This window comes from Alistipes sp. (assembly GCF_048465575.1).
GTDB lineage: Bacteria > Bacteroidota > Bacteroidia > Bacteroidales > Rikenellaceae > Alistipes.
Map to the genome: position 1 here is coordinate 1 of NZ_DBFWLG010000019.1, position 11,596 is coordinate 11,596.

11 protein-coding genes and 4 tRNA genes are annotated in these 11,596 nt (G+C 58.1%); all 15 read left to right on the plus strand.

The features are described 5' to 3' along the window. The coding region (locus tag ACMQ11_RS05840) for a type B 50S ribosomal protein L31 (protein WP_418991830.1) at positions 1–225 on the plus strand (225 nt) is incomplete at its 5' end. A gap of 136 nt (positions 226–361) precedes the next feature. Then, complete coding sequence (locus tag ACMQ11_RS05845) at positions 362–1,219, plus strand: hypothetical protein (RefSeq protein WP_418991831.1); 858 nt, start codon at positions 362–364, stop codon at positions 1,217–1,219. 128 nt (positions 1,220–1,347) lie between these two features. Further along, entirely contained in the window at positions 1,348–2,256 is a 909-nt protein-coding gene (locus tag ACMQ11_RS05850) for a helix-turn-helix domain-containing protein (protein ID WP_418991832.1), read from the plus strand. Between the two features lie 235 nt (positions 2,257–2,491). Then, positions 2,492–2,565 (plus strand) — tRNA-Thr (locus ACMQ11_RS05855). Positions 2,566–2,859: 294 nt separating this feature from the next. Continuing rightward, positions 2,860–2,942, plus strand: a tRNA-Tyr gene (locus tag ACMQ11_RS05860). A 102-nt stretch (positions 2,943–3,044) separates the two neighbouring features. Then, positions 3,045–3,120 (plus strand) — tRNA-Gly (locus ACMQ11_RS05865). Between the two features lie 121 nt (positions 3,121–3,241). Continuing rightward, complete coding sequence (tuf, locus tag ACMQ11_RS05870; RefSeq protein WP_418991833.1) at positions 3,242–4,429, plus strand: elongation factor Tu; 1,188 nt, start codon at positions 3,242–3,244, stop codon at positions 4,427–4,429. A 51-nt stretch (positions 4,430–4,480) separates the two neighbouring features. Further along, positions 4,481–4,551 (plus strand) — tRNA-Trp (locus tag ACMQ11_RS05875). A gap of 22 nt (positions 4,552–4,573) precedes the next feature. After that, positions 4,574–4,771: a preprotein translocase subunit SecE gene (secE, locus tag ACMQ11_RS05880; protein ID WP_418991834.1), complete on the plus strand. Its 198-nt coding sequence runs from the start codon at positions 4,574–4,576 to the stop codon at positions 4,769–4,771. Positions 4,772–4,786: 15 nt separating this feature from the next. Next, positions 4,787–5,347, plus strand: a complete 561-nt coding sequence (gene nusG, locus ACMQ11_RS05885) for a transcription termination/antitermination protein NusG (RefSeq protein WP_418991835.1) — start codon at positions 4,787–4,789, stop codon at positions 5,345–5,347. Between the two features lie 15 nt (positions 5,348–5,362). After that, complete coding sequence (rplK, locus tag ACMQ11_RS05890) at positions 5,363–5,803, plus strand: 50S ribosomal protein L11 (RefSeq protein ID WP_418991836.1); 441 nt, start codon at positions 5,363–5,365, stop codon at positions 5,801–5,803. Positions 5,804–5,809: 6 nt separating this feature from the next. Beyond that, on the plus strand, positions 5,810–6,508 hold the full coding sequence (gene rplA / locus ACMQ11_RS05895) for a 50S ribosomal protein L1 (RefSeq protein WP_418991837.1): 699 nt from the start codon (positions 5,810–5,812) through the stop codon (positions 6,506–6,508). Positions 6,509–6,525: 17 nt separating this feature from the next. Beyond that, positions 6,526–7,050, plus strand: coding sequence for a 50S ribosomal protein L10 (gene rplJ, locus ACMQ11_RS05900; RefSeq protein ID WP_418991838.1), 525 nt, complete (start codon positions 6,526–6,528; stop codon positions 7,048–7,050). A gap of 42 nt (positions 7,051–7,092) precedes the next feature. Continuing rightward, positions 7,093–7,470 (plus strand): 50S ribosomal protein L7/L12, encoded by a 378-nt coding sequence (rplL, locus tag ACMQ11_RS05905; protein ID WP_418991839.1) that lies wholly within the window; start codon positions 7,093–7,095, stop codon positions 7,468–7,470. Positions 7,471–7,714: 244 nt separating this feature from the next. Next, positions 7,715–11,575: a DNA-directed RNA polymerase subunit beta gene (gene rpoB, locus ACMQ11_RS05910; protein ID WP_418991840.1), complete on the plus strand. Its 3,861-nt coding sequence runs from the start codon at positions 7,715–7,717 to the stop codon at positions 11,573–11,575. The last annotated feature ends 21 nt before the right edge of the window (positions 11,576–11,596 follow it).

Sequence of the window (11,596 nt, forward strand, 5' to 3'; positions counted from 1 at the left end):
TTCAAGGACATGTCCAACGACGTCGTGTTTTTGTGCCGGTCCGCCGTTTCGACAAAAGAGACCATCGAAGTGAACGGCGAAACCTATCCCGTGTATAAGATGGAAATTTCCAACACCTCGCACCCGTTCTACACGGGCAAGATGAAGTTGGTTGACACCGCCGGTCGCGTCGATAAGTTTATGAGCCGTTACGCAAAACGCTACGATAAGAAAAACGCGAAATAAAAAGTTTCGCGTCGAAAAAAGAGGGCTGCACCGGGTGCGGCCCTCTTTTTTTATCCTCCGATGCGATTTTTTCGTACAGCCTGCCGTTTTAATGCGTATATTTGTCGCGGGCAAGCAACAAAAAAGTTTGTTGGTTATGAAATTTATCATTTTTGCGACGATGGGTGCGCTGACGCTCCTCTCGTCGTGTGCAGGCAAAAAGACGGTCCTCGCGGTCGAGGGGCAGCGCGATTCGCTCGTGCAGGTGGTTTCGGCCAAGGATTCGCTCATCAACGCCGTCTTCGAAGACATCAACGCCATCTCGGAGAACCTGGCGCAGATCCGTTCACGCGAGAACCTGATCTCGCTGGCCGAAGAGAGCGAGGGAGGACGGCGCCCGGCCGGGGAGATCCGCAACGACATCGCGGCTATCGACCGGCTGTTGCAGGAGAACAAATCGAAGATCGCTTCGCTCCAGCGCGCGGCATCGCAGTTGCGCAAGGCCAACCTGCGGATCACGGGGTTGGAGAAGATGATCGCCGACCTCAACGAGCAACTCGCCCGGAAGAGCGCCGAGGTTGCGCAGTTGCACGAAAACCTGGCGCAAAAGGGGGTCGAGGTGCAAACGCTGACCGAGCAGGTCGCCGAGCGCGGGGCTCGGGTGGATACGCTCAGCCGCGAAAAGACCGAACTGGAAAACCGGCTCAACACCGTTTATTATATCATAGGTACCGAGAAAGAGCTGCGCGAAGCGCAGATCATCGACAAACAGGGCTTCATCGGAAGAACGCTGACAGCTGGGCGCAACACCAACCTCGACAGTTTCACCCGGGCCGATTCGCGGCTGCTGACCGAAATTCCCGTCGGAAAAAAGCGAGTGACCGTCGTGACGACGCATCCCGAAGGCTCTTTCGAACTGGAAACCGGAGCGGACAAGGTCGTGGAGCGGCTGGTCATCACCGATCCGGCCCGTTTCTGGGACTCCTCCAAGGTGCTCATCATCAGCTATAAATAACTTTTCGGGCTGTTCGTGCCGCATTTATCCCCGTTTCGGCGGGGATTTTTTTGCTTCGCGGGGCTCCGTTTATTTGCGGTTTTGAATTTTTTTGTACCTTTGAAAACTCAATTTTCGAAACAAGAACGATGGATTCTCAACCCAAACCGCAGTTTGTGGAGCCGGCACTGAAAGAAGGATGTCCTGCGGATTGTAGTAGTTGTCCTACATTTCCTGCACCGTTTCGCCGCATCGGCGAATCGACCTACTGCCGGTTCGCGCAGCGGGAGTTTGCCGCCGGCGAGGGCGTCACATTCCCGGCCGACCGCATGGTCCGCATTCTCTTCGTCCTGAGCGGAACGCTCAAGCTGGAGTGCGGCCCGGCCGTTAAACTCGTCACCTCGAAGCAGTGCGCCTGCCTGTCGCGCGGCGAGCGCTACATGGCTACGGCGCAGGACGAAGCCCGGGTGGTGGTGCTCTCGCTGATCCACCGCATCGAGTTCTGCGAGCAGGATATTTTCGACCGCTCGATGCCCTACGACTCGGTGATCCCCACCGAGTCGGTACCCACGCTCTCGATGCACCCGACCGTCGAACGCCTCTTCGCCGACCTCTTCTCCGTTCCCGAGTTGTGCGAATGCGCCCGCTACCAGAAGATGAAAGCCACCGAGCTCTTCATGATGATAAAAGTACTCTATACCCCGACCGAACACGCCTATTTCTTCCAGTCGATGATTCAGCCGCAGGACAATTTCCGCGTCTTCGTCTGCAACAACTACGACAAGGCGCAGGGCGTGGCCGAACTGGCCGCACTGGCGGGCATGAGCCTTTCGGTCTTCAAGCGCCGTTTCGCCGAGCATTTCAACGACAGCGTCTACCACTGGATGATGCGCCAGAAAGCGATGAAGATCTTTGCGGACATACGCGACGGCGAGGACAGCACCAAGGTGCTCATGGACAAGTACGGTTTCCACCACTACACCCAGTTCAGCCGCTTCTGCAAAAACTACCTGCAAGCCACGCCCGCCCAGTTGATCGCCTCGATCAAGGAGGGGTGACCTGCGCGTAATTAAGGCCCGCCGGTGGCACGGTTCGGCGCGGAGTGTGATATTTTTTGCGCAGGCTGTTGCGTTATCCAAAACTTTTCCTATCTTTGCACCCGATTTCATCCCATTTGCCGGGAGGAAAGCGCCGGGTTCTTTGAGAAGAGTGAAAAAGTAGAAAATTTATTCGCCGATAATTTGCGGGATAAATTTTTTATGCCTACTTTTGCAATCCAAAACGGTCGATTATGCCGATGTAGCTCAGTTGGCCAGAGCAGCTGATTTGTAATCAGCTGGTCGGGGGTTCGAATCCCTCCATCGGCTCGGAAAGCCGATCGAGGGAAGAGCAAAAAGACGCCCGCCTTGGCGGCGCAGTTGAAAAAATTTGGCAGCGAGAGGCTCGCCTCGTGCGGACAAAGATTTTCAGATGCGGGAGTTTCGAAGAAACGAAGCGGCTTTTGCGTCAACCGGACAGCGGCCGAACGAAAGCCTCCCCCGCAAGGGATGGGCGACGTGGAGCGAGGCGCAGAGCCGAGGGACACGAGCCAATTCCTCCGGAAATAAGGAAAACCCGAGCGGCGCGCAATGCCAGACGCGGAAAAGGGAGCACAAAGACAAGGGAAGTTACCAGAGTGGCCAAATGGGGCAGACTGTAAATCTGCTGGCTTACGCCTTCGGTGGTTCGAATCCATCACTTCCCACTGATAAAAAAGAGTGCCGGTTGGAGTTGCAAGACCTGTGCGGCGTCCCGAAAATGCGGACGTTCGCAAGCGGGAGGGCTGACTCTGATACGGTATATTTTTGCGGAAGTAGCTCAGTTGATAGAGCATCAGCCTTCCAAGCTGAGGGTCGCGAGTTTGAGCCTCGTCTTCCGCTCCAGATCGCGCCGAGCGGCGTGCGATGCAGGTCTTCTGGACCGAGGGTGCGTCGCCGCCCGTTCTGCGAAATGAATTTTAAAACTTTTAGGCAATTTTTAACAATACTTTAAATACTTAATACTATGGCAAAAGAAAAATTCGACCGGTCGAAACCGCATGTCAACATCGGTACCATCGGTCACGTAGACCACGGTAAGACGACCCTTACCGCCGCTATCACGACCGTTCTGGCTAAGAAAGGTCTGTCGGAGCTCCGTTCGTTCGATTCGATCGACAACGCACCCGAGGAGAAAGAGCGCGGTATCACGATCAACACCTCGCACGTCGAGTACCAGACGGCCAACCGCCACTACGCCCACGTGGACTGCCCCGGACACGCCGACTACGTGAAAAACATGGTAACGGGTGCCGCTCAGATGGACGGCGCCATCCTGGTCGTTGCCGCTACCGACGGTCCGATGCCCCAGACCAACGAGCACGTACTGCTGGCCCGTCAGGTGAACGTTCCGCGTATCGTCGTTTTCCTGAACAAGTGCGACATGGTGGACGATCCCGAAATGCTCGACCTGGTCGAGATGGAGGTCCGCGACCTGCTTTCGAAATACGAGTACGACGGCGACAACGCCCCCATCATCCGCGGTTCCGCACTGGGCGGCCTGAACGGCGAGGCCAAGTGGGAGGACAAGGTCATGGAGCTCATGGCTGCCGTCGACGAATACATTCCCATCCCGCAGCGTGAGAACGAGAAGCCGTTCCTGATGCCCGTCGAGGACGTATTCTCGATCACCGGCCGCGGCACCGTCGTAACGGGCCGTATCGAGACCGGTATCATCCACGTGGGCGATCCCGTCGAGATCATCGGTCTGGAGGAGAAGACCCTCACCTCGACCTGCACCGGCGTGGAGATGTTCCGCAAGCTGCTCGATCAGGGCGAGGCCGGCGACAACGTGGGTCTGCTGCTCCGCGGTATCGACAAGAAGGACGTGAAGCGCGGCATGGTCGTGGCTGCTCCCAAGTCGATCACCCCGCACACCGAGTTCGAGGCCGAGGTCTACATCCTCAAGAAAGAGGAGGGTGGCCGCCACACGCCGTTCCACAACAACTACCGCCCGCAGTTCTACCTGCGTACGATGGACGTAACGGGTGAGGTGCACCTGCCCGCAGGCGTGGACATGGTCATGCCGGGCGACCACGTGACCATCACCGTGAAGCTGATCTACCCCGTCGCGCTGAACGAGGGTCTGCGTTTCGCAATCCGCGAGGGCGGCCGTACGGTAGGTGCCGGTCAGATTCTGAAAATCGTGAAATAGTTTCACACGATAACATCCGGGAGGCGGTATCACCGTGCCGCCTCCCTTTTTAGGAGCATAGTTCAAGGGTAGAATAGCGGTCTCCAAAACCGTTGATGGGAGTTCGAATCTCTCTGCTCCTGCTGAGAATAAAGGAAGAAAGTTATGCTGAATTACATCAAAGAATCCTACAACGAACTGGTAAACAAGGTGACGTGGCCCACGTTCGTGCAGCTCCAGAGCTCCACGATCGTGGTGATGGTGGCTTCGGTCATCTTCGCGGTGGTCGTGCTGGCCATGGACGTTACGTTCGAGAACGTGATGGACGCCATCTACCGGGCACTGGGCAATCTCGGCCGATAATTGTTGCTGCGAAAGATGAGCGAAATCAAGAAACAGTGGTATGTCGTCCGGGCGATCGGCGGTAAGGAGAACAAGGTCAAGGAGTACATCGAGGCCGAGGTTCGCCACAACCACCTCGAGGAGTACATCTCCCAGGTGCTGATCCCCACCGAGAAAGTCTATACCATCCGCAACGGCAAGAAAGTCTCCAAGGAGAAAGTCTCCTACCCCGGCTACGTGCTGGTCGAGGCTGCGTTCGTTGGTCAGATTCCGATTCTGATTCGTAATACCCCCAACGTGCTGGGCTTTTTGGGCGATACCAAGGAGGACAGCCGCAAAATGAATGCCACGCCGCTTCGTCCACAAGAGGTGGCGCGCATCCTCGGTCGCGTCGATGAGATGAATGCGATGGAGGAGGAGAACGAAACACCATTCTTCGTCGGCGAGACCGTCAAGGTCACCGATGGTCCTTTCTCAAGCTTCCAAGGTACCATCGAGGCCGTTGATAATGAGCGCAAGAAACTCACGGTATCGGTGAAGATATTCGGGCGCAAAACTCCCATGGAGTTGAGTTTCACACAAGTAGAAAAAGAATAATTAACAAGGAAAACTATGGCAAAAGAGGTTGCTGCATTTATTAAATTGCAGATCAAAGGTGGTGCCGCCAATCCTTCGCCCCCGGTGGGTCCCGCATTGGGTTCTAAGGGAGTCAATATCATGGACTTCTGCAAGCAGTTCAATGCGCGCACCCAGGACAAGGCCGGCAAGGTTCTTCCGGTCATCATCACCGTTTACAGCGATAAGTCGTTCGATTTCGTTGTAAAACAGCCGCCCGTAGCCGTCCAGCTCAAGGAAGCAGCGAAAATCCAGACGGGTTCCGCACAGCCCAACCGCGACAAGGTGGGGCAGGTGACGTGGGACCAGGTTCGTGAGATCGCTCAGGACAAAATGCCTGACATGAACTGCTTTACCCTGGAGTCCGCTATGCGCATGGTTGCCGGTACTGCCCGCAGTATGGGTATCAATGTCGTCGGTGAATTTCCTAACATGTAACGTAAGATGAGTAAGTTGACAAAAAATCAAAAAATCGCCTGCGCCAAGGTGGAAGCCGGGAAGGCTTACAAGCTGTCGGAGGCCGCCGCTCTTCTGAAGGAAATCACTTTCACGAAATTCGATGCTTCGGTCGACGTCGATGTCCGTCTGGGCGTAGACCCCCGCAAGGCGAACCAGATGGTCCGCGGCGTGGTGACGCTGCCCCACGGTACGGGCAAGACCGTCCGCGTGCTGGTGCTCTGTACTCCCGAAAAGGAGGCCGAAGCGCAGGCTGCCGGTGCCGATTACGTCGGACTGGACGAGTACGTCGACAAGATCAAGTCCGGCTGGACCGACGTCGACGTGATCATCTGCACCCCGAACGTGATGGGCAAGGTGGGCGCGCTGGGCCGTATTCTGGGTCCCCGCGGCCTGATGCCCAACCCCAAGACCGGTACGGTCACGATGGAGGTCGGCAAGGCCGTGCAGGAGGTCAAGGCCGGTAAGATCGATTTCAAGGTCGACAAGTTCGGTATCATCCACACGTCGGTGGGCAAGGTCTCGTTTACGCCCGAGCAGATCGTCGAAAACGCCAAGGAGGTGCTGAACATGATTCTGAAGCTCAAACCGGCTGCTGCGAAAGGGTCTTACGTGAAGAGCGTCTATCTCTCGACCACGATGAGTCCCGGCTTGCAGATCGATTCCAAATCAGTTGAAACCAAATAAAAAGGAGGAGAGAAGAGATGACTAAGGAAGAAAAGATGGTTGTTATCGACAGCCTTGCCGAGCAGCTCCGGGCCTATCCTCATTTTTATATCGCCGACATCGAGGCGCTCAACGCCGAGCAGACCGCTACGTTGCGCCGCAAGTGCTTCGAGAGCGACGTCAAGCTGGTGGTGGTGAAGAACACCCTGCTGTCGAAAGCGCTCGAAAAGGTGGAGATGGCGGATGCCGAGCTGGTCAAGGTACTGGAGGGTCCGACCTCGGTGCTGTTCACCCATGTTGCGAAAGCACCGGCCGTGCTGATCAAGGAGTTCCGCAAGAAATCGGAGAAACCCGTGCTCAAAGCGGCGTTTGCCGAGGGGTGCGTCTACATCGGCGACAACCAGCTGGACGCGCTGTGCAACATCAAATCCAAGGAGGAGCTCATCGGCGACATCATCGCCCTGCTGCAATCTCCGGCGAAGAATGTTATTTCTGCATTGCAGGCCAGTGCAGGTCAAAAGATTGCGGGCCTCGTCAAGACGCTCGAATCGAGAAACAACTAATCACAACAGGAATTCAAAACAAAATTTAATAAGCTTACAACTATGGCAGACGTAAAGAAACTTGCTGAAGAACTGGTTAACCTGAAGGTTACCGAGGTAAACGAACTCGCTCAGATCCTCAAGGAGGAGTACGGCATCGAGCCGGCTGCTGCCGCTGTGGCCGTGGCAGCTCCCGCTGCCGGCGCAGGCGAGGCCGCTGTTGCCGAGAAGACGTCGTTCGACGTGATCCTGAAGAGCGCCGGTCAGGCCAAGCTCCAGGTCATCAAGGCCGTGAAAGAGATCGCCGGCCTTTCGCTGGGCGACGCCAAAGCGCTCGTCGACGGTGCTCCCAAGGCTGTCAAGGAGGGTGTTTCCAAGGAGGAGGCCGAGCAGATCAAAGGCCAGCTCGAGGAGGCAGGTGCTGAAGTCGAGCTCAAGTAGCATTTGCTGCTGAGCCGACAATAGGCGAAACAGGTATAGGGCTAACCGGCGTGTTGGCTCTATGCCTTTTCTTGGTCTAAAGACTGGAAGTGCCGAATCGGAGCTGTGTCCACTCTTTGGAAGACGATGCTCCCGGGCCTTGCGGCCTTTCAACGGGAGCATTGGCGGGATAGACGGAAGCCCTCGCTTTTTTCGGGAGCGTAACCCACCGAAATAACACATCGAACATAATTTGGATCACACGATGTCCACAGCAAAAACACAACAAAGAATTAGCTTTTCGACAGTCAGGAACCGGGTCCCGTACCCGGATCTGCTGGAGGTACAGCTCAAATCATTCCGGGATTTTTTCCAAATGGATACCACGGCCGAAAACCGTAAGAACGAGGGCCTGTACAGGGTCTTCCAGGAAAATTTCCCCATTACGGATACCCGGAACAATTTTGTCCTGGAGTTTATCGATTACTATATCGACCCGCCGCGTTACTCGATCGAGGAGTGTCTGGAGCGCGGGTTGACATACAGCGTCCCCCTCAAAGCCAAGCTGAAGCTTTACTGCACGGACGACGAACACGAAGATTTCGGCGTCGTCGTTCAGGACGTCTATTTCGGTACGATCCCCTACATGACCGAGCGCGGCACGTTCGTCATCAACGGTGCCGAGCGCGTCATCGTCTCCCAGCTGCACCGCTCGCCGGGCGTCTTCTTCGGTCAGAGCATGCACACCAACGGCACCAAACTCTACTCGGCGCGAATCATTCCGTTCAAGGGTTCGTGGATCGAGTTCGCTACGGACATCAACAACGTGATGTACGCCTACATCGACCGCAAGAAGAAGCTCCCGGTCACCACGCTGCTGCGCGCCATCGGCTACGAGGCCGACCAGCAGATTCTGGAGATCTTCGACCTGGCCGACGAGGTGAAAGTCTCGAAGACCAACCTCAAGAAAGCCGTGGGCCGCAAGCTCGCGGCGCGGGTGCTCTCGACCTGGGTCGAGGATTTCGTCGACGAGGACACGGGCGAGGTGGTCTCCATCGAGCGCAACAACGTGATCGTCGACCGCGAGACGGTGCTCCAGGAGGAGCACGTCGACCAGATCATCGAGTCGGGCGCCAAGACGATTCTGCTGCACAAGGAGAACCAGTCGGGCATCGACTTTTCGATCATCTACAACACGCTGCAAAAGGACCCCTGCAACTCCGAAAAGGAGGCCGTGGTCTACATCTACCGCCAGCTGCGCGCCTCGGAGCCGCCCGATGAGGCCACGGCACGCGACGTGATCGAGAAACTCTTCTTCTCGGACAAGCGTTACGACCTGGGCGACGTGGGCCGCTACCGCATCAACAAGAAGCTGTCGCTGGACACCGACCCGGCCATCCGCACCCTGACGCGCGAGGACATCATCGCCATCATCAAGTACCTGATCCAGTTGATCAACTCCAAGGCCGACGTGGACGACATCGACCACCTGTCGAACCGTCGCGTGCGCACCGTGGGCGAGCAGCTCTCGAACCAGTTCTCGGTGGGCTTCGTGCGCATGGCGCGCACGATCCGCGAGCGCATGAACGTGCGCGACAACGAGGTCTTCACCCCCGTGGACCTGATCAACGCCAAGACGCTCTCGTCGGTGATCAACTCGTTCTTCGGCACCTCGCAGCTCTCGCAGTTCATGGACCAGATCAACCCGCTGGCTGAAATCACGCACAAGCGCCGCCTCTCGGCCCTCGGCCCCGGCGGTCTGTCGCGCGACCGCGCCGGGTTCGAGGTCCGCGACGTCCACTACACCCACTACGGCCGTCTCTGCCCGATCGAGTCGCCCGAGGGACCGAACATCGGTCTGATCTCGTCGCTGTGCGTCTATGCGAAGATTTCGCCGATGGGATTCATCGAGACCCCCTACCGGACGGTCGAGGGCGGGAAGATCGACCTCGACAACTCGCACATCCGCTACTACTCGGCCGAAGAGGAGGAGGGCAAGATCGTCGCGCAGTCGAACATGCCCATCGACGAGGAGGGCCATTTCCTGCAACCCGACCGCATCAAGGCGCGTCAGGGCGCCGATTTCCCGGTCGTCACGGCCGACGAGGTGAACCTGATGGACGTGGCGCCCAACCAGATCGCCTCGATCGCCGCCAGCCTCATCCCGTTCCTCGAGCACGACGACGCCAACCGCGCGCTGATGGGTTCGAACATGATGCGCCAGGCCGTGCCGCTGGTGACCTCCGAGGCTCCGATCGTGGGCACGGGCATCGAGCGCGACATGATCTCCGACAGCCGCATCCAGATCGTGGCCGAGGGCGACGGCGAGGTGGTCTTCGCCGACGCCGCGAAGATCCAGATACGCTACAAGCGCACGGAGGACGAGGTGCTCGCCTCGTTCGCGCCCGAGATCACCACCTACGAACTCCCGCGCTACCGCCGTACCAACCAGAATACCTCGGTGACCCTCAAGCCCACCGTCTTGACGGGGGACAAAGTTACTAAAGGGCAGATTCTCACCGAGGGCTACTCGACCGAGCGCGGCGAGCTGGCCCTGGGCCGCAACCTCAAGGTGGCGTTCATGCCCTGGAAAGGGTACAATTTCGAGGACGCCATCGTCATCTCGGAGCGCATCCAGCGCGAGGACATCTTCACCTCGGTCCACGTCGACGAGTACATCATGGAGGTGCGCGACACCAAGCGCGGCGTCGAGGAACTGACATCGGACATTCCCAACGTCTCGGAGGAGGCCACCAAGGACCTCGACGCCAACGGCGTGATCCGCATCGGCGCCAACGTCCACCCGGGCGACATCCTCATCGGCAAGATCACCCCCAAGGGCGAAAGCGATCCCTCGCCCGAGGAGAAGCTGCTGCGCGCCATCTTCGGCGACAAGGCCGGCGACGTGAAGGACGCTTCGCTCAAGGCCCAGCCGTCGCTGCACGGCGTGGTCATCGGCACGACCCTGTACAGCCGCGCCAACAAGGAGGGCAAGAAGGGCAAGACGGCCGAGAAGGCGCTGCTGGAGAAGCTCGACGAGAAATTTGCTTCGGAGATCGCGGAGCTGACCAAGCGCCTCGTGCAGAAACTCTGGTCGCTGCTGCAAGGCAAGACCGCGCAGGGCATCACCGACTATTTCGGCGTCGAGCTCTATCCGGCCGGCACCAAATTCTCGCAGAAGCTGCTCGACGAGATCGCCCGCAAATCGTCGGACGAGAAGACCGGCGTGGCGATGGGCTACCTCAATCTGGGCTCCTGCAAGTGGACGGGCGATGCGCACACCGACGCGCTGATCGAAGCCACGATCAACAACTACACGATCGAGTGGAAAAAGGCCGACGCGGCGATCAAGCGCGAGAAATACAACCTCACCAACGGCGACGAGCTGCCGCAGACGGGCGTGATCCAGATGGCCAAGGTCTACATCGCCAAGAAGCGCAAACTCAAGGTGGGCGACAAGATGGCCGGACGCCACGGCAACAAGGGCATCGTGGCCCGCATCGTGCGCGACGAGGACATGCCGTTCCTCGAAGACGGCACCATTGTCGACATCTGCCTCAACCCGCTGGGCGTGCCCTCGCGTATGAACCTGGGGCAGATTTACGAGACCGTGCTGGGCTGGGCCGGCCGCGAGCTGGGGCTGAAATTCGCCACCCCGATCTTCGACGGCGCCTCGCTCGACCAGATCAACGAGTACACGGCCCAGGCCGGTATTCCGCACAGCGGACGCACCTACCTCTACGACGGCGGCACGGGAGAAATGTTCGACCAGCCGGCCACCGTGGGCGTGATCTACATGCTCAAGCTGGGCCACATGATCGACGACAAGATGCACGCCCGTTCGATCGGTCCCTACTCCCTGATTACGCAGCAGCCCTTGGGCGGTAAGGCCCAGTTCGGCGGTCAGCGTTTCGGCGAGATGGAGGTCTGGGCGCTCGAAGGCTTCGGCGCCGCCAACATCCTGCAGGAGATTCTGACGATCAAGTCCGACGACGTGATGGGCCGCGCCAAGGCGTACGAGGCCATCGTCAAGGGCGAGAACCTGCCCAAGCCGGGTATTCCGGAGGCGATGAACGTGCTGCTGCACGAGCTGCGCGGTCTGGCCCTCTCGGTCAAACTGGAGTAAGGGAAATTTACGAGGAAAAGA

Excerpts from the sequence above, each read along its gene's own strand:
- ACMQ11_RS05845 (WP_418991831.1), top strand. The coding sequence starts at position 362 with ATGAAATTTATCATTTTTGCGACGATGGGTGCGCTGACGCTCCTCTCG.
- ACMQ11_RS05850 (WP_418991832.1), top strand. The coding sequence starts at position 1,348 with ATGGATTCTCAACCCAAACCGCAGTTTGTGGAGCCGGCACTGAAAGAA.
- tuf (WP_418991833.1), top strand. The coding sequence starts at position 3,242 with ATGGCAAAAGAAAAATTCGACCGGTCGAAACCGCATGTCAACATCGGT.
- secE (WP_418991834.1), top strand. The coding sequence starts at position 4,574 with ATGCTGAATTACATCAAAGAATCCTACAACGAACTGGTAAACAAGGTG.
- nusG (WP_418991835.1), top strand. The coding sequence starts at position 4,787 with ATGAGCGAAATCAAGAAACAGTGGTATGTCGTCCGGGCGATCGGCGGT.
- rplK (WP_418991836.1), top strand. The coding sequence starts at position 5,363 with ATGGCAAAAGAGGTTGCTGCATTTATTAAATTGCAGATCAAAGGTGGT.
- rplA (WP_418991837.1), top strand. The coding sequence starts at position 5,810 with ATGAGTAAGTTGACAAAAAATCAAAAAATCGCCTGCGCCAAGGTGGAA.
- rplJ (WP_418991838.1), top strand. The coding sequence starts at position 6,526 with ATGACTAAGGAAGAAAAGATGGTTGTTATCGACAGCCTTGCCGAGCAG.
- rplL (WP_418991839.1), top strand. The coding sequence starts at position 7,093 with ATGGCAGACGTAAAGAAACTTGCTGAAGAACTGGTTAACCTGAAGGTT.
- rpoB (WP_418991840.1), top strand. The coding sequence starts at position 7,715 with ATGTCCACAGCAAAAACACAACAAAGAATTAGCTTTTCGACAGTCAGG.